General features: G+C 66.1%; 15 protein-coding genes. 3 read left to right on the forward strand and 12 right to left on the reverse strand.

Going from position 1 to position 18382, the window contains the following annotated elements; translation table 11 throughout:
* Positions 1 to 113: 113 nt before the first annotated feature.
* From B215_RS20695 to ccoN, 10 genes are all read right to left on the reverse strand, one after another.
* Positions 114 to 2825 (reverse strand): ATP-binding protein, encoded by a 2712-nt coding sequence (locus B215_RS20695; RefSeq protein WP_082664455.1) that lies wholly within the window; start codon positions 2823 to 2825, stop codon positions 114 to 116.
* Between the two features lie 163 nt (positions 2826 to 2988).
* Positions 2989 to 3216, reverse strand: a complete 228-nt coding sequence (locus B215_RS0115605) for a hypothetical protein (protein WP_019370580.1) — start codon at positions 3214 to 3216, stop codon at positions 2989 to 2991.
* Positions 3213 to 3377, reverse strand: a complete 165-nt coding sequence (ccoS, locus tag B215_RS0115610; protein ID WP_019370581.1) for a cbb3-type cytochrome oxidase assembly protein CcoS — start codon at positions 3375 to 3377, stop codon at positions 3213 to 3215. The genes B215_RS0115605 and ccoS overlap by 4 nt, the downstream gene beginning before the upstream one ends.
* Positions 3374 to 5515, reverse strand: coding sequence for a heavy metal translocating P-type ATPase (locus B215_RS0115615; protein WP_019370582.1), 2142 nt, complete (start codon positions 5513 to 5515; stop codon positions 3374 to 3376). Before B215_RS0115615 ends, ccoS begins: the two co-directional genes overlap by 4 nt.
* Positions 5512 to 5970 carry a FixH family protein gene (locus B215_RS0115620; protein ID WP_019370583.1) on the reverse strand — a complete coding sequence of 153 codons (459 nt, stop codon included), beginning with the start codon at positions 5968 to 5970 and terminating at the stop codon, positions 5512 to 5514. The genes B215_RS0115615 and B215_RS0115620 overlap by 4 nt, the downstream gene beginning before the upstream one ends.
* A complete protein-coding gene (ccoG, locus tag B215_RS0115625; protein ID WP_026009322.1) occupies positions 5967 to 7439 on the reverse strand; it encodes a cytochrome c oxidase accessory protein CcoG in 1473 nt (490 codons plus the stop codon). The genes B215_RS0115620 and ccoG overlap by 4 nt, the downstream gene beginning before the upstream one ends.
* 7 nt (positions 7440 to 7446) lie before the next feature.
* Positions 7447 to 8373, reverse strand: a complete 927-nt coding sequence (ccoP, locus tag B215_RS0115630) for a cytochrome-c oxidase, cbb3-type subunit III (RefSeq protein WP_019370585.1) — start codon at positions 8371 to 8373, stop codon at positions 7447 to 7449.
* Positions 8366 to 8530 (reverse strand): cbb3-type cytochrome c oxidase subunit 3, encoded by a 165-nt coding sequence (locus B215_RS0115635; protein WP_019370586.1) that lies wholly within the window; start codon positions 8528 to 8530, stop codon positions 8366 to 8368. Before B215_RS0115635 ends, ccoP begins: the two co-directional genes overlap by 8 nt.
* On the reverse strand, positions 8527 to 9261 hold the full coding sequence (gene ccoO / locus B215_RS0115640; protein ID WP_019370587.1) for a cytochrome-c oxidase, cbb3-type subunit II: 735 nt from the start codon (positions 9259 to 9261) through the stop codon (positions 8527 to 8529). Before ccoO ends, B215_RS0115635 begins: the two co-directional genes overlap by 4 nt.
* Positions 9262 to 9273: 12 nt before the next feature.
* On the reverse strand, positions 9274 to 10932 hold the full coding sequence (gene ccoN / locus B215_RS0115645; RefSeq protein WP_037513964.1) for a cytochrome-c oxidase, cbb3-type subunit I: 1659 nt from the start codon (positions 10930 to 10932) through the stop codon (positions 9274 to 9276).
* A 430-nt stretch (positions 10933 to 11362) separates the two neighbouring features.
* Here ccoN and B215_RS21420 point away from each other — a divergent pair, with 430 nt between their 5' ends.
* Entirely contained in the window at positions 11363 to 11515 is a 153-nt protein-coding gene (locus B215_RS21420) for a hypothetical protein (protein ID WP_156804372.1), read from the forward strand.
* A 213-nt stretch (positions 11516 to 11728) separates the two neighbouring features.
* Here B215_RS21420 and B215_RS0115655 read toward each other — a convergent pair whose 3' ends face one another.
* Both B215_RS0115655 and B215_RS0115660 read right to left on the reverse strand, forming a co-directional pair.
* Complete coding sequence (locus B215_RS0115655) at positions 11729 to 12883, reverse strand: cellulase family glycosylhydrolase (RefSeq protein WP_026009323.1); 1155 nt, start codon at positions 12881 to 12883, stop codon at positions 11729 to 11731.
* Between the two features lie 28 nt (positions 12884 to 12911).
* Positions 12912 to 14063, reverse strand: coding sequence for an aldose epimerase family protein (locus tag B215_RS0115660; protein ID WP_019370591.1), 1152 nt, complete (start codon positions 14061 to 14063; stop codon positions 12912 to 12914).
* A 265-nt stretch (positions 14064 to 14328) separates the two neighbouring features.
* Here B215_RS0115660 and B215_RS0115665 point away from each other — a divergent pair, with 265 nt between their 5' ends.
* The gene (locus B215_RS0115665; RefSeq protein ID WP_019370592.1) at positions 14329 to 17103 is read left to right on the forward strand and encodes a TonB-dependent receptor; all 2775 of its coding nucleotides are present in this window, start codon (positions 14329 to 14331) and stop codon (positions 17101 to 17103) included.
* 74 nt (positions 17104 to 17177) lie between these two features.
* Positions 17178 to 18338, forward strand: coding sequence for a family 43 glycosylhydrolase (locus B215_RS0115670; RefSeq protein ID WP_019370593.1), 1161 nt, complete (start codon positions 17178 to 17180; stop codon positions 18336 to 18338).
* Positions 18339 to 18382: the final 44 nt, after the last annotated feature.

Raw genomic sequence — 18382 nt, forward strand, 5'->3', positions numbered from 1 at the left:
TAATGCACGCGAGAACCGGATCGAGGGGGGCACCGCATGAACCATCGTCCTCGCGCGCGCTGCCCGTTCGGCAGCCAATCGCCCCAAGCGCGCCGGACCGTTATCGCGATCCGCTAGCCGGCAACACCGGCAATCGCCTGGGCGAGTTCGTCCTTGCGGAACGGCTTGGCAAGGCGGGGAACGCTGGGATCTACGCCGGCGATGTCGGCATAACCCGATACCAGCAGCACGCGTAATCCCGGTCGCGACGACCGCATCGACAGGGCAAGCTCGGTTCCGCTGATGCCCGGCATCAAATGGTCGGTAACGAGCAGGTCCACCTGTTCGCCCTCGGCCAGGATCTGCGCCGCTTCTTCGCCGGATGCGGCTTCGATCACCGCATAGCCAAGCTCGCCCAGCATCGCCGCCGTGCTCATGCGGACAAGTTCTTCATCGTCGACCAGCAGCACCGTCCCATGGGCGGCAAAGCTCGCCCGCTCTCGGCTGGTTTCGTGCGCCTGATCGAATATCTGAGTTTGCGGCAGCCAAAGCTCGACATTGGTGCCAAGTCCTGGCCGGCTTTCGATCGTGATGCCTCCGCCGAGCTGTGAGACAAGGCCATGAACCATCGACAGGCCGAGGCCGGTGCCCTTTCCGACGCCCTTGGTCGAAAAGAAGGGCTCCACCGCACGGGCTAGGGTGGCTTCATCCATTCCCATGCCGGTATCGGCGACGGAGACGCAGATATAGTGGCCGGTGCGCAAGCCGGACCGGTGGCCCGGCCGGATCCGCTCCGCACAGGCGGAGATGCGCAGGGTGCCGCCATGGGGCATGGCGTCGCGCGCGTTCACCGACAGGTTGAGGATCGCCATTTCCAGCTGGTTCGGATCCGCCTTGGCGTGGGGCAGGTCCGGCTTGGCGTCGACGATCACCCGTACTTGCGGGCCGGTCGTGCTCGACACCAGCTCGCCCATGCTGGTGACGAGCTTGGCGATGTCGACGGGGATCGATTGGAGCGGCTGTCGCCTGGCGAAGGCGAGCAGGCGCTGGACCAATACCTTTGCCCGCTCCGCCGACTGCACCGCTGCCGCGATCAGGCGCTGGTCGCGCTCGCTTCCCACGCTCTTGCGTTGGAGCATGTCCAGGCTGCCGACGATGGGGGTAAGGAGATTGTTGAAATCATGGGCAACGCCACCGGTAAGTTGGCCCATGGCCTCCATCTTCTGGCTCTGGCGCAGCGCCGCCTGCGCTTCTTCCCGTTCGGCGATCGCCGTGGTTACCCGCGCTTCGAGCGTGGCGTTCAGCTCGCGCAGCGCTTCCTCGGCCGCCTTTCTGGCGCTGATCTCGACGACGGTGCCGGTCACCCGCAGGCAGCGCCCCTCATGGTCGAATACGCCGCGGCCCTTGGCGGCAAGCCAGCGGACCACGCCGTCTTCCTTGCCGATGGTGCGATATTCGACGTCATAGAGTGAACGCCGTGCCGCATCGGCGGCCGCGGCAAAGGCGGCGGTGGTTTTCTCGCGATCGTCCGGATGCAGGCCATCATAGAAATCCTGCATCGTCACCGGCACATGCGGGAAGATGCCGAACATCGCCTTGGTCCGCGCCGGCCAGATCAGCGCGTCGTTGACAACGTCCACGTCCCAGAAGCCGATATCGGCATGGTCCACCGCCAGCCGCAGGCGCTCTTCGCTATCGCGCAGCCTGGCTTCGGCGCCGACCCGCTCGACATGCGCCCAGCAGCGTTCGGCAGCTTCCTTCACCAGCGCGATCTCCGCGTCCGTCCAGACGCGCGGCGTATCCTGATGCACGGCCATCATCGCGGCGAGCTGGCCGTTCTTGATCAGGGGACAGCAGATGATCGCCGCGATGCCGATCGCCTGGAAACCGTCGCGGCCGGCGAGGGGGGTGAGCTCGGCGCCGACATCGACCAGGACGAGCGCGCGACCCTCGCGCATGTCGGAAGCGGCGCGGGCACCGAACAGATCCAGCCGATAGGCACCGGAGGAGGATTCGATCCCCGGCGCGGTGTAATCGTTGCGGATCCAGAACCGGTCGCCATCTTCGTCCACATCGGCATAGGCGCAGCGCGAGGCGCCCAGCCGCGTTCCGAGCATGGCAGTTGCGGTGCGCATCACATCGGCGGCATGCGCGGAGCCGAACAGCCGATCCTCCAGCTCGCGGAAGAAGCGCAACCGATCTTCGCTCTCCCGCAGCGCGCGATCGGCGACGCGGAGCTGTTCGATGATGGTGCGGTAGTTCCGCTCGATTTCCGCCTGCGCTTCGGCCGTGCCCCGCATCTCCATCAGTTCGGTTACATCTTGGGCATGGTGGACAATGAACACCAGTCGGCCATCTGCATCAAGCAGCGGCGTGTTCACGGCCTGCCACCAGCGCTCGACGACCTGTCCGGCAGCGTTGGGTGCCGGATATCGCTGGGCCGGCATCTTATCAACGGATTTGCTGTGCAGCACACGCTCCAGCGACGCCTTCAGGCTGCGGAGTTCAATGTCTGAACTGTGATCTGAATCTTTCTGAAAAAGAGTAAAAAAATTCTTGCCTATGGCGTATCGTAGAACAATGCCGGCGGCGTGAAGTCGGGCTTCGTCGGCGGCCAGAATCGTCCCGTCGGGAGAAAGCACCAGTAGCGGCGCCGCCAGGCTGTCGAACAACGCATCGGAGGACGTGCCATACGCGCCAGACGATTGGTTCTCGTCCATGGTCCTCGATCCCCCTGTGCCTGGCCCTGCTGTAGATTCCTCGCATAATCCGAACGTTAGCGATAGAGACAACAATCGTTCGACAGAAAACAAGGCAACGCTGCCGACAGGGGGAGGCCACATCATCGCAGCAGAACGGGCGCATAAGCTTCGTAGTTGTGCAACAAGGAGGCTTTCGCGATTCCGGCTGTAGAGAAAGACCGAGGTCTATCTTCGAGCGATGGGTCGCCAGTAAGGATATTTCTTGCGACGACGCGGTTCACGCGGGGAACGCTGAGGCTTTCCAGCGTCAATCGCAGTTGTCGTCGTCGCTTTCGGCACGCGAACTTCGGCTGCAGAAGGCATGGCAGGCGTCGATGCAGTCGCGGTCCGGCTTTCGGCCGGGGAGCGGCATCGACCTGCCTGTGGGCATGCAGAAGCGCTGCGTCAGCACCAGGCCGGCCGCACCGCTGGCGTGCGGCACGCCTGCCAGCAACATCGCCGCCATCGCCGCCGCAGACGCGATCCGGCGCGTCATGGCCGGTCGTCCGGCCGGCTAGCTTCATCGTCGATCAGAATCCGCAGCGCGGCGCCGTCGAGATCATCGAACTGGCCGCTGGCAGACGCCCAGAAGAAGGCGCCCAGGCCCAGAAGCCCCAACAGCAGCGCAACGGGAATGAGGACGGCGACGATGCTCATCGCGCTGCACCGCGCAGGCGCAGCGCGTTGGCCACGACAAGGATCGACGAGCCCGACATCGCCAGCGCGGCGACCAGCGGCGTGACATGGCCGGCGATGGCCAGCGGCACCGCCAGCACGTTATAGCCGATCGCCAGCACGAAATTCTGCCGCACGACCCGCATCGTCCGCCGCGCAGCCACGATGGCGGCGGGAACGGGCATCAGCCGATCGCCGAAGAAGACGATGTCAGCGGCCTGACGGCCCACATCGCTCGCAGCGGACGGCGCCATGCCGACCGACGCGCATTTGAGCGCAGGTCCGTCGTTGACGCCGTCGCCCACCATCAGGACGTGCCGGCCGGCGGCTTCGAGCTGCGACACCGCATCATGCTTGTCGGCCGGCGACATTTCCGCGCGGGCGGGCAGGCCGAGCCGATCGGCCAGCGTCCGCACGGCCAGGATGCTGTCTCCGGACACGAACCGAACGTCGAGTCCGAGCGTCTTCAGCCGACGCACGGCAGCACTCGCATCAACGCGAACGGCATCCGCGAAGACGATGCCGGCAGCGGGTGCCGTATCGAAGGCGAAGACGGTGCGTGTTCCGGCGGCGTCGGGCTCCGGCGCGCCGGCGCACGCCCAGCTTGCCCGGCCCAGCGCGGCACGGCGGCCATCGAGCAGCCCCTCCACGCCGCTGCCGACGACTTCGCGCAGCTCGCTGAGTAGCGCCGGGACGACCCCCTCCGCTTCCAGCGCGCGAGCGATGGCACGGGCGTGCGGATGCCGGGTACCCAGCGCGAGTGCCAGCAGCACGCGGCGCTGCTCGGTATCCGCGGGGATGCCGGAAACCGGAGTGAGCTGACCCAATGTGACGGTACCGGTCTTGTCCAGCAGCACGGTATCGACCACCGCCAGCTTTTCGAGTGCGGCGCCATCGCGGACGAGCACGCCACGGCGCATCAGCGCCCCCGACGCGACGACCTGCGCCACCGGCACCGCCAGCCCGAGCGCGCAGGGGCAGGTGATGATCAGCACGGCGACTGCGATCAGCAGCGCCTCGTGCCACCCCGCGCCGGCGAGCAACCATCCGGCACAGCTCAGCGCTGCGAGCAAGTGGACGGCCGGGGCATAGAGCCGCGATGCGCGATCGGCGATGCGCACATAGCGCGACTTGTGCTGGCCCGCCGCTTCCATGAGCCGGGCGATATCGGCGAGCACCGTGTCGGCGGCCGCAGCTGTTACTCGCACGGTGAGGGGCGAGGTGAGGTTGATCGTGCCGGCCAGCACCTGACCGCCGGCGGCGATCGGCTCGGGCGCGCTTTCGCCTGTCACGATGCTGCGATCGACATCGCTGATCCCGGCCTCGACCGCTCCGTCCACGCCGATCCGGTCGCCCGCTGGAACCAGCACGCGCATGCCCGGCCGCACCGCTGCCACGGCGACGCTGCGCACCTGACCGTCCTCTTCCAGCACGCGCACATCGTCCGGCAGCTTGCGGAGCAGCGCGGCGACGCCGTCCTGCGCGCGTTCGCGCATCACGCTGTCGAGCAGGCGCCCGCCGAGCAAAAAGGCAATCAGCATCACCGCGCCATCGAAATAGGCGTGGGGCCCCTGCACGGCGGTTTCGTACAGGCTCATCGCGCAGGTGAGGGTGATGCCGATGCTGATCGGCACGTCCATATTGGTCCGCCCCTGCCGCAGCGCGCGCCAGGCGCTTTCGAAGAACGGCCGACCGGCATAGGCGATGGCGGGCAGCGCGATCAGCGCCGACAGCCAGTGGAACAGCGCGCGCGTGGCACCATCGGCGCCGGACCACACCGAGACCGAGAGCAGCATGACGTTCATCGCCGCAAAGGCCGCCACCGCCAGTGCGCGAGCCACGCGCTTGCTCTCGCGGTCCACCGTCCCGGTCTCCGCAAGCAGATGGGCTTCGAAGCCGATCCTGCCGATCCCGGCGATCAGCGCGTTGGCATCGAGCACCGGTTCGTGTACGACATGCAGCCGCTTGGTGGTGAAGTTGACGCGCGCTTCGGCCACGCCGTCGACCGCCAGCAGACCCTGTTCGAGCTTGGCGATGCAACCGGCGCATCGCAGCCCGTCGACGACAAGATCCGTGCCGGCGAGTTCGGCCGCCGGGCGCAGGGTGGCGGGGGCGTTCACAGACGTACGTCCTTCACGAACCGCGCGACGCGGCTGCCGGTTTGCGCGTCGATACGAATTCGCCACCGCCCCGCAGCAAGCGCGTGCGGCGCGACGTAGCGGCCGTCGCCCAGCGCGGTAAGCGGGAAACTGCGGCCGGGCAGGCGGCCCAGCGGATGTTCGGCCCTGACCGTAACAACGGCGTGCCGGATCGTGCCCTGCGCATCCCGCAGCGCCACCACCAGCGCACCGTCGGCGGTGCCCTGAGCATCGGCATGCCAGCCTGCCGCGTCTTGCGCGCGGCCTTCGGCCAGCCAGCGATTGAAGCGCTGGCTGGCGACATAACTGTTGTCGACCACGACCCCACCGAAGGTGCGCACCGCGTTCGTTGCCATCACGAGGTTGACGCCGATCACCACGGCGAAAAACGCGAGGAGAATAGCCGACATGTGCCAGCCGGTGAAGGAACGTGTCATGGCTGCATCTCCGGGCGTTCGAAATAGCTGGTGGCGGTGGCGGTCTCGCCCTGCGGATCGAGCGCGCGGACGGTGAAGCGCAGGTCGCTGCGCTGCGGGCCGGCTTCGGGCGCGGCGACGAACAGCCGTTCCTTGGCAACCTTGTCCGCCTCGATGCTGAAGCGCACGCTGGTGCCTGCATGGGCGCGGTCGCCCGTCTCGGTCCACAGCACGCCGGGCGCGCCGTCGATGCGGACTTCCACGTCGCGCGGCCGGGCCTCGAGATTGCGGATCTTGACCTCGTAGCCGTTGCGGATCGCGCCGTCGCTGAGCCGCACCCACAGCGGATTCCGCGTCTGGAGCACGCTCAGTTCCAGCCGCGTCCGGCCGCCGAGCGTCGCCAGCATCGCGAGGCCGATCGCGCACCAGACGGCGAAATAGACGAGGGTGCGCACGCGCAGCAGTCTGCGCAGCGTGGGGGCCGATGCCTGGCCGGCCTGTTCGGCGAGGGCGTCGAGCTCGGTCGTATAGGCGATCAGCTTGGGCGCCCGGCCGATGCGGGTCATCATGTCGTCGCAAGCATCGATGCACAGCCCGCAGGTGATGCAGCCGATCTGCGGCCCTTCGCGAATGTCGATGCCGGTGGGGCATACCGCGACGCAGGCGCTGCAATCGATGCAGTCGCCGGTGCTGAGCGGCGCGACTTGCTGCGCCCCTGCCGCCTTGCTCCGCTTGAGGCCGTGCCTGCGCGGTTCGCCGCGCCAGAACTTGTAGGTGATGGTGAGCGAGCGCTCGTCCATCATCGCCGTTTGGATGCGCGGCCAGGGGCACATGAATTGGCAGACCTGCTCGCGCAGCAGGCCGCCGAGCACATAGGTTGTCGCCGCGAGGATGCCGACGGTGGAGTAGGCGACCCATGGCGCCCCCCCGGTCACGAACTGGCGGGCGAGCGTCGGCGCGTCAGCGAAGTAGAAGATCCAGGCGCCGCCGGTCAGCACGCCGATCGCAATCCAGCTGACGTGCTTGGCGCTGCGGCGGGCGATCTTGCCCGGCCCCCAGGGGGCGGCGAGCAGGCGGATCTGGGCATTGCGATCGCCGTCGATCAGCCGCTCGACGTGCTGAAACAAATCAGTCCACACTGTCTGCGGGCAGGCATAGCCGCACCAGGCGCGGCCGACCGCGGAGGTGACGAGGAACAGCCCGATCGCCGCCATCACCAGCAGCCCGGCGACATAATAGAATTCGTGCGGCCAGATCTCGATCGAGAAGAAGTAGAAGCGGCGATGGGCGAGATCGACCAGTACCGCCTGATCAGGTGCGAAGGCGCCGCGATGCCAGCGCAGCCAAGGGGTGACGTAATAGACCAGCAGGGTGAGCGCCATCACCGCCCATTTGAAGCGGCGAAACGGCCCCTTCACTGCTTTCGGCAGCACCTTTCGCCGCGCCTCGAACAGGTGCGACGAAGGGCTGAGGCCGGAGGGCGCGTTCATCGGATGCTTATCGCGGCGGCGCGGCAACGGGTGCCGTGGCCACCTGTGCCGCCGGAGGGTTCGGCTCGCCGCCGCCGAGCGAATGGACATAGGCGGCCACCATCTTGATCGTCACCGGATCGAGCTGCTTGCCCCAGGCCGGCATGCTGCCGCCATGGGCATTGGCGACGCTATCCGTCAGCGCGACACGATCGCCGCCATAGAGCCAGATATGGTCGGTCAGGTTCGGCGCACCGAAGGTGCGGTTCCCGCGCGCATTGTCGCCATGGCACACGGCGCAATTATTGACGAACAGCGCGGCGCCGCGCTTTGCCGACGCGCTTGCCGGCTCCTGCTTCGATACGAGGCGCACATAGGAGACGACGTCGTCCACCTCCGCCGGTTTCAGGATCTGGTCGCGACCGAAGGCCGGCATCTGCGACATGCGGGTGGCGTCGTCGTCCGGCTGGCGAATACCGTGGACGACCGTCTGCTGGATCGTGGCGATGTCGCCGCCCCACAGCCAGTCGTCGTCGTTAAGGTTGGGATAGCCCTTGCTGCCCGCCGCACCGGCGCCATGGCAGGCGGCGCAATGGACCTTGAACACCGAGCGTCCGCCTTCCACCGCGGCTGCGAGCAGCCTGGGATTGTCCGCCAGCCGCTCGATCGGCGTTGCGGCAAGCGCGCGCATGGTCGGCGCCCGCCGCTCGCGTTCGGCGGCCAGTTCCTGCTGCAGATCGCCGCGGCTCGACCAGCCGAGCATGCCCCGCGTCGCGCCGCTGAGCAGCGGCCAGGCCGGATAGGCGACGCAATAGGCGATCGCGAACAGGATGGTGGCGTAGAAGGTCCACAGCCACCAGCGCGGCATCGGCGTATCGAGTTCCTCGATGCCGTCCCATTCGTGGCCGACCGTGCTCGTGCCGGTCTTCTCGTCGATGCGCTTGTTCTCAGCCATCGATAGGTTCCTCGTCTTCGAAGATGCTGGTGGCGGCGCGGGCGTTGCCGCGCGCGGAACCGGGCAGGAAGGGCCAGGCGGCGAGGGTGACGAAGACCAGCGTCATCACCACCAGCCCCCAGCTGTCCGCGAAATGGCGGAGCGCGTCGTAGCTCATTGCGTCTTCTCCCGGGCCGCGGCCTTGGCGAAGTCGACCTGGGTGCCCAGCCCCTGGAGATAGGCGACCACGGCATCCATCTCGGTCAGCCGCTCGCGGTTGCCGTCGAAGTCGCGCGACTGGGCGCCGGGATAGCGGCGGGCGAGATCGGCGGTGTCGCCGTCGCCATAGCCTTGCGTCCGAACGTCCTGCACCGCCTTGGCGATATCGTCGTCGGTATACGGCACGCCCTCGGCGCGAAGCGCCTTCAGGTGGCCGGCCATGTCCTCGGCCTTCAAGTCGCGCTGGGCGAGAAAGGCATAGGGCGGCATGATCGATTCCGGCACCACGGCGCGGGGCGCCTTGAGGTGCTGGACGTGCCACTCGTCCGAATAGCGGTTGCCGACGCGGGCCAAGTCCGGCCCGGTGCGTTCCGATCCCCATTGGAATGGATGATCGAACATGCTCTCGGCGGCGAGGCTGTAATGGCCGTAGCGCTCGGTCTCGTCGCGGAACGGCCGGATCATCTGGCTGTGGCAGCCATAGCAGCCTTCGCGGATATAGATGTTGCGGCCGGCCAGCTCGAGCGGGGTGTAGGGGCGCACCCCGTCCACCTTCTCGACGGTTGACTGGATCCAGAACAGCGGCGCGATCTCGACGATCCCGCCGATGGCCACGGTAACCAGCGCGAGTGCCGCCAGCAGCGTCACGTTACGCTCGATCTTCTTATGGCCTTGGACGAAGTTGAACATCGTTGGCGTTCCTTATTCGGCGGCCGGAGCGCGGGCGGGGAGGGGATGGTCGCGAGCCGGATCGAACGGCGTGTCGGTCATCGGCGCTTCGTCGCGCAGCTTGCCGGCGATCGTCATCCAGACGTTCCACACCATGAACAGCGCGCCGATGAAGTAGAGCAGGCCGCCGCCGACGCGGATCACGTAATAGGGGTGCATCGCCTGCACGACTTCGGCGAACGAGTAGACGAGATAGCCGTCGTCGCCGTACTCGCGCCACATCAGGCCCTGGGTGATCCCCGCCACCCACATCGCGGAGGCGTAGAGCACGATGCCCAGCGTCGCGCACCAGAAGTGCCAGTTGACCATGCGCAGCGAATAGAGCCGGCTGCGGCCCCAAAGGCGCGGCGTCATGTAGTAGATCGCGGCGAAGGTGATCATGCCGTTCCAGCCGAGCGCGCCCGAATGGACATGGCCGATCGTCCAGTTGGTGTAGTGCGACAGCGAATTGACGCTCTTCACCGACATCATCGGGCCTTCGAAGGTGCTCATCCCGTAGAAGGCGAGCGCGAACACCATCATCCGGATGATCGGATCGGTGCGGACCTTGTCCCAGGCGCCGTTGAGCGTCATCAGCCCGTTGATCATGCCGCCCCAGCTCGGCATCCACAGCATCACCGAGAACACCATGCCCAGCGTCTGCGCCCAGTCGGGCAGCGCGGTATAGTGAAGGTGGTGCGGGCCGGCCCAGATGTAGAGGAAGATCAGCGACCAGAAGTGGATGATCGACAGCCGGTAGCTGTAGATCGGCCGTTCCGCCTGCTTCGGCACGAAGTAGTACATCATGCCCAGGAAGCCGGCGGTGAGGAAGAACCCAACCGCGTTGTGGCCATACCACCACTGGGTCAGCGCGTCCTGCACGCCCGAGAAGAGCGAGTAGGATTTGGAACCCACCCAGGAGACCGGCAGCGACAGGTTGTTGACGATGTGGAGCATCGCCACGGTGAGGATGAAGCCCAGGTAGAACCAGTTGGCAACATAGATGTGCGGCTCGGACCGCTTGAGGATCGTGCCGACGAACACGGCGAGATAGGCGACCCAGACGATCGTCAGCCAGATGTCGACATACCATTCGGGCTCGGCATATTCGCGACCCTCGGTAACGCCGAGGAGATAGCCGGTGGCCGCCAGCACGATGAACAGCTGATAGCCCCAGAACACGAACTTGGCGACGCCGGGCAGCGCCAGCCGCGCACGGCAGGTGCGCTGGACGACGTAGAAGCTTGTGGCGATCAGCGCATTGCCCCCGAACGCGAAGATCACCGCCGAGGTGTGGAGCGGCCGCAGCCGCCCGAACGTGGTGTATTCGGTCGGCAGGTTGAGCACGGGGAAGCTTAACTGCGCAGCGATGACGATGCCGACGAGAAAGCCGACCACGCCCCAGAACACGGTGGCGATCACCCCCCAGCGGATGACTTCGTCGTCATAGCGCTCCGCCGCCCGGGCGGCCGCCGATCGCGTCGGCAACAGGCTGATCCCGCGCAGCGAGACAAAGGCGGTCAGCACCGCCGCCGCGGCCGCGATCCCCATATGGATCGCAAAGGCGGTATCGGCCGCGGCCGCGGCAGCGAAGATCGCCACGACCGCGATCACGAACCAGCCGCCGCTGCGTAAGAGAATATCGTCTTCCATGTTCGGCTCCACTGCGCGGCTGGCCCGTCAGGCCCTCCGGGAGAATGTCGTTCGCGGTGCGGAGAGATCAGGCACGAGCCCCGGTCCGGCCGATCTCGCCGAGGCGCGACGACCTCTTCCGGCCACCATCGGATTCCGGACGCTTTCGCATGCTCGCCCGTGCTGCACCTGATGCTCCCCCTCGGCGCGACGGTTATGCGGGGAGGGCGAGGCGAGCTATTGTGGAGTCCCCTTACGGAGCCTGCCGGAGATCGATGCTGCTACTGGCGGCTTTCTCGCACCGCAGAATGTACTGCGGACCCCGCCCACCAAAAGAAGACTCCAGGCTTGCGGTTCGGCGCGACGAAGTGGCGAGAAGACTTCGCGACCATGAGCAAGCATTGGTCCAAAACAAGTTGTGTTCGTGCGGTACGAAACCTACTCTGGCCGCATGCACAAGCTGACCCCGCTCGCCGCCCTGGCCATCTTCTGGTTCATCGGCATCGTCTTCGGGAAGCCCGGAATCTGGTTCCCGCTCGGCGTCCTGGCAATGATTGCGATGGTATTCGTTCAAAAGCGTCTGGACCGATCCGGACATCCATGACCGAACCAGACGCATCGATTGTGCGGAAGTGCGACGGCGATAGCATTTCCCCATGAGCGAAAACGCTCCGGATGCTTGCTTGCCGCATCCTCCGAGTCGCTGACCTTAAACCGTCAACTTGAAAATGCTTCGGGCGCCCGCCGTAGCGTCCCTGTCGGGCGGCGGCGGGGGCCGCGGCGATTCTGCTGTCCGCCCGCGCATTGCCCGCGCCGATCAGCGCGCGGCGGGAACCACGCCCCTGGGTGCGGCCGACAGCCGCTGGATCAGGTCGACCTCGGCCTGGCGATAGGGCTTGCCGTCGCCGTGGAAGACCTCGTGGAACCAGATGGTTGGCTCCTCATAGGTATAGGGCTTCTTCCAACTGTCCCAGGGCAGCCGGGTCTGCGACTTGCCGTCGACGAAGCCCCAGTTGAACATACCGATGTTCAGGCGCTTGCCGATCGGCAGCGTGCCGTCGAAGGTCGATCCGTTGCCGCGCGCCATATATTCGGTGCACAGCACCGGGCGGCCATAGCTGAGCATCTGGTTGGCGCGGCGCTCGAACGTCTCGGGCCAGCTGTAATCGTGGAAGCTCAGCACGTCGGACTGGGCGATCTGGATCTTCTCGACCGCGTCCAGCTTGCTCTGATCGTCCCAATGCTCGCCGATCCAAACGCCCGAGGTGAGCGGCTGGATCGGATCGGCCGCGCGCGCCGCCGCGAACATCCGGGGCAGCAGCAACGCAACATACTTGTTCTTGTCCGGCGTTGGCGCGTAGTTGCCGCCGCCGCCGTTGTTGGGCTCGTTCCAGATGTCCCAGCCAAGGACGCGCTCGTCCTTCGCAAAAGTGGTGACAAGGTCCTTCACATAGGCTTCGAGCTTCCCGTACTGCGCCGCATCCTTCAGCCGTGCCGCACCAGGCGACTGCGCGGAACCCGAGTTATGGACGCCGGGGATCGGCGGATGCTGTGGGCCGGCCCTGGGATCGGGATCCCAGCAGCTGTCGAAGAAGATCCACAGCGTCTTGATGTGGTGCTTCGCCGCGATCGTCATGAAATCGTCCATGCGCCGCTTGAGCCCCGGCGCATCGGTTTCCCACAGCAGGTGGTGCAGGTTCACGCGCATGACGTTCATGCCGATCTTCTCGGCCCAGCCGAGTTCAAGATCGATGCGCGTCGGATCCCAGGTTTCGGCCTGGAACATCTCGAGCTGGTTGATCGCGGTGGCGGGGGTGAAATTGGCGCCCACCATCCAGGGCTGCTGGGCGTACCAGGCATTGGCCTCGGCCTTGGTCCATTGGTCGCGCGCCTCGGCGCTCGGCACGGTCGCGGCGATCGCCAATGCGGCGCCAGCGAGAAGGCCAGAGGAAAGGAATGTGCGGCGGATCATCATCAGGTCTGCTCCCCTACAGGTTCATTCAGCGCTTCTTCGGCGCGGCCGCCCGGCCGGTGGTCAGGCGATAGGTCATCACGTTGCGATAGGTCTGGCCGGGATCGAGTCGGGCGTTCGGAAAGCCCTTCTGGTTCGGCGAATCCGGGAAGATCTGCGGCTCCATCACGATCGCGTCGCCCTCGCGGTAGATGCGCTTGGCCTTGCCGTGCGTGGTACCGTCCAAGAAGTTGCCCGAGTAGAATTGCAGCCCGGGCTGGTTGGACCACAGCTCGAAACCGCGGCCGGATGCTGGATCATAGACCTTCGCCATCAGATGCTGGTCGCGGGTCACGGCGCGGCCGATCACCCAATTGTGGTCATAGCCTCGGCCAAAGACGATCTGCTGGTCGCGCGCATCGCGGACGCGCTCGCCGATCGGCTGGGGCGTGCGGAAATCGAACACCGTGCCCGCCACGCTCTTGAACTCGCCCGTGGGGATCGCACCGGCATCGGTAGGCAGATAGGTCTGTGCCGGGATGGTGACGCGGTGGCCCATCGCACCGTTCGCGGAGCCCTCGCCAGAGAGGTTCCAATAAGCGTGGTTGGTGATGTTGGCGATCGTCGGCGCATCGGTTTTCGCGACATATTCGATCGTCAGGTTGTTCTGCTCATCGAGCGCATAAGTGGCGTCGACGGTCATCGTGCCGGGATAGCCCTGATCGCCGTCGCGGCTGATCGCGCGCAGCGTCACCGAGGCGGTGGGGCCGTCCTTTACCGACACCACGTCCCACAGCAGCTTGTCGAAGCCGAGGGTGCCGCCGTGCAGCGCGTTCTTGCCGTCGTTGACCGGCGTCTGGAAGCTGCGCCCGTCGAGGCGGAACCTGCCCTCGGCGAGGCGATTGGCGAAGCGGCCCACGGTCGCGCCGAAATACTGCCCCTTGGCGAGATAGTCGGCCATGTTGTCATAGCCGAGGATCACGTCCGCCTTGCGGCCGGCGCGATCGGGCATCACCAGCGACTGGAGCATTGCGCCATAGGCAACGACGGTCGCCGAAACGCCGCGCGCATTGGTGAGCGTGACCGACGTGACGGTGCGACCGTCCGCCATTTGCCCGAACGTGCCGCGCTTGGCGGTCGCCGCCTCGGCCGCGCTGGGAAGCGCAACCATTGCAGCGATGCCGCCGATCGCCGTCAACATTCTCATCGCCTGATCCTCCCGATGTTGTTCCGGCCATCGCTGGCCTCGCCCGCTGACGCGACGCCGCCGGGCAACTGCGTGCCTAACTGCCAGTTCAAGGAGGGCTTATCTATCTTACAAATACCAAAATCACATATGTTATGAAGGTTTTGCCGGTGTTCGGCGTTAGGTCTGATAAATACACGGCAAGCACCGTCCTCGCTGCGGATTGTGCACCATAACAAGCAATCCCACGCAACGACGCGGGAGAACAGGGGAGGTTGCAATGACCATCAAGCCGCTTTTGTGCGCGTCCGTCTCCTTTGTTGTCGGGCTCTCGCTTCCACCGGCGGCATCTGCCCAGAGCGTCCAGGGCGCGCCCCAGCCGCAGACGTCCAGCGCCGACAGCATCAATCCCGCGTCGCCCGCGCCTGCCGTGCAGGAAATGGCGCCCGGGGAGGCGATCATCGTCACCGGCCTTCGTCGCAGCTTGCAGTCGGCGCAGTCGATCAAGCGCAACTCGGACGGCATCGTCGATGCGATCGTTGCGGAGGATATCGGCAAGCTCCCGGACACCTTCGCCTCCTCGGCGCTCCAGCGCATTGCTGGCGTCAACGTCACCCGCGGCGCCGGTGAAGCCGCCGGCGTGACCGTGCGCGGCCTGCCGGACCTGACCACCACCTATAACGGCCGCCAGATCTTCACCGCGGAAGGCCGCTATGTCGCGATCCAGGACTTTCCGGCCGGCACCGTGGCGGCGCTGGAAGTGTACAAGTCCGGCCTCGCCAGTCAGATCGAAGGCGGCATCGCGGGCGCAGTGAACGTGCGCGGCCGGCGGCCCTTCGACTTCAAGGGCTTCGAGGTCTCAGGCTCGCTCAACGGGGTGCTGTCGCAGCAGTCGAAGGGCACGACCTGGAACGGGAACCTCCTGATCAGCGACCGGTGGGACACTGGGATCGGCGAAATGGGCCTTCTGGTGAATGGGTCCTATGTCGGCGTCAACTTCCTCGATTCGACCCGCGAACAGTCGCTGGTGATCGCGACCACCAACGCCGGCAACGCGCCTGCCGGTCAGGCGGGGCTGCGCTATCCCGATGCGCAGGGGATCTTTCTCGGCTATGGCGACCGCTGGCGCCCCTCGGCCAACGCCGCCTTCCAGTGGAAGCCGACGCCCGAGCTCGAAATCTATGCCGACGGCCTGTTTCAGGGGTTCCGCTCGCGCGATTACAACCGCTTCATGTTCATACCGATCTTCGGCGACGGACTGCAGCTGTCGAACATCACGACGCAGCAGAACAGCAACAAGATCGCCAGCATGACGGTGAGCGGCGCGTCGCGGCCGGACGGCTATAGCGGTTCGTTCAACGGCCACACCGATACTTATCAGGGCGGCGGCGGCGCGATTTGGACGCGCGACCGGCTGCGCATTTCGGCGGACGTCGCGTACACCGACAGCACGTACACCGCGAACAACGTGAACATCGACTATGCCGCGGCCAGCTCGCCCGTGCGCGAAGTGCAGTTCGAGGCGCCGGTGGACGGCGGCCCGACCCAGCGCTTCGTCAACTTCAGCCTCACCGATCCGGCCAACTTTATCAGCCGCGGCCTGTGGCAGGAGCTTCTGGTGGTGAGTGGCACCGACTGGCAGGCGCGCACCGATCTGTCCTATGACTTCGATGCCGGCTTCCTCAAGCGCATCGATGTCGGCCTGCGCTATTCCGATCGCAACGCGGGCCGCGACCTCGGCAATCTCTACATCAACAACGAAGCCGGCCGCGTTCCGCTGACGTCCTTGCCGGGCGCCGATGTGCGCCCCACGCGGCCGGGCTTCGCCTATAACGACGTGCAGCCCAACGTCGTCTATGCCGCCAGCACGCGCGACAGCATCCGCGACAATCTTCCGGCGCTGCGCAGCTTCTTCGGTGCGCCGGCCGGCATCCCGCCGTTCAACCCGGCCGAGACGTTCCGCGCCAACGAGAAGTCCTACGCCGCTTATGCCCAGGTGAAATACGGCTTCGATCTGGGCAACACGATCATCGACGGTGTGGTCGGCCTGCGCGCGGTGAAGACCAAGACGCAGATCAACGGTTTCTCCCGCGTGGAGGATGCCGGCGGCGTCGTCACCAACCCGCCGGTGAGCGCCAGCAACGACTATACCGACTATCTGCCGAACGCGAGCGCCCGCATCGCCTTCACCGACAAGCTGCAGCTGCGCCTCGCCTTCACCCAGACGCGCACCCGGCCCAATTTCTTCGACCTGCGGCCGAACACCTCGCTCGGCCAGCCGGTGATCCTCGCCCCCGGCGATCCCTGCCTCGCCGATGCCACCGCCCCCGAATGCGTCGAGCGCCTGCGCCGCGGCGGATCGTCGGGCAATCCGTACCTCAAGCCGCTGACCTCGGACAATTACGACGCCAGCCTCGAATGGTACTTCTCGCGGTCGGGATCGTTCACCGCCGCGATCTTCCGCCACGACGCCAACGGCTTCCTAGCCACGATCGACGATCGCACCCAGCCCGGCCTGCGGCTCGCCTCGCCGGTCAATCTCGGCAAGACCAAGCTGCAGGGCGCCGAGCTGACCTTCACCAGCTTCCTCGACATCGACGGGCTGCCGGACTGGGCCAAGGGCTTCGGCGTCCAGGCCAACGGCACCTATATCGACGCCAAGGGCGACCTGGTCCCCAATTTCGCCGCGACCTATGGCAACCGCCAGCAGGCCTTCCCGGGCGTGTCGAAATGGTCGGGCAACATCGTCGCCCTGTACGAGAAGCCGCAATTCTCGGCGCGGGTCGCCTATAACTACCGCTCGAAGTTCGTGTCCTTCTACAGCCTCGAGGCGCTCGACCCGATCGCCCACCCGGTGATCGAGAAGGGCCGCGGCCAGCTCGACCTGTCGGCGACGGTCACCCCGGTCGAGAACATCACGATCGCGTTCGACGTGATCAACGTGCTCGGCAACCCGCTGCAGCGCTATCGCCAGTTCGACACTGGCGACAGCTACACGCGGCAGGTGCTGTATCTCGAGCGCGCCTATTCGCTGGGCGTCCGCTTCCGCTTCTGACCGGGCGGACGGAAGACCGCAGGGCGCGGCCATGGTGCTGCGCCCTCTTCGACACTGCCAGGTGAGGACATGGCATGCGACGCTTCATCCTGGGATGCGGACTGGCCGCGATCCTCGCGGGCACGGCGCTCGCCGACAATCCGCAATTCACCGGCGCCGACCCCCACGCCGTCTTCATCGGCAACGAGCTATGGATCTTCCCGACCGGCGGCCCCGGCGGCAGTTGGGCCGCAGACCGCTTCGGCGCCTTCTCCTCGCGTGACCTGCGGCGTTGGCGGGCGCGCGGCGAGCTGATCCGCCGCGACCAGATCACCTGGATCCAGGAGGACGGGGCACCCGCTCATTTTCTCTGGGCGCCGGCGATCGCTACACGGGGCGGCCGCTACTATCTTTACTTCTCGGTCGGGCCGCAGAACCCGACGCCCAGCCGCATCGGTGTGGCCGTCGCAGATCGGCCGGAGGGGCCATATCGCGACTTCGGACACCCCTTGATCGACGATGGCGGACACGGGTTCGAAGCTATCGATCCGATGGTGTTTGTCGATCCCCGCACGGGCAAGGCCTTCCTCTACGCAGGCGGCAGCGCGGGCGCGAAGCTGCGCCTTTGGGAACTCCGTGCCGACATGACGAGTATCGCCCGCGAGGTACCGGTCGCGACGCCGCCCCGATTTACGGAGGGTGCGTTCATGCATGTGCGTGGCGGCACCTATTATCTGTCGTACAGTCATGGGCGTTGGAACGGCCCTGACTATTCGGTGCACTATGCCACCGCGCGCTCGCCGACCGGCCCCTGGGTCTATCGTGGCGCGGTTCTGAGGAGCGACGCGCGACATCAGGGACCCGGTCATCACAGCTTCGTGCGTACCCCGTACGGTGAATGGCTGATCGTCTATCACCGCTGGGAGCGTGCGCGCGGCCCGGGCCCCTATGTGGGAAAGCGACAAATAGCGATCGATCGCGTGCGCTACGCAGGCGACGGCAAAATCCGTCCGGTAGTGATGACCGACGGCACGGCAGCACCCACGCTGCGAAAAGACCTCACGGCGCCGCGATCACCGAAGCGAGCTTTTTCAAGGCGGTCCAGCCGACCAGCACGCCTTGACCGCTGCGACAACATCGAGCCGTTCGCAGGATGGCGTTGGGATTCACGCAGCAGCCGAGCGGTACCATCTGACGCAACAGAGAATTGGCTGGCGGTATGGTCCCAGGGGATCCCAGGCCCATTGACGTCTTAGCCCGTCAAACATGGAGCGGCCGCAAACAGCCCGTTGTCGGGAAG

The sequence above is a fragment of the Sphingomonas sp. ATCC 31555 genome, from assembly GCF_000282895.1.
Classification (GTDB): Bacteria; Pseudomonadota; Alphaproteobacteria; order Sphingomonadales; family Sphingomonadaceae; genus Sphingomonas.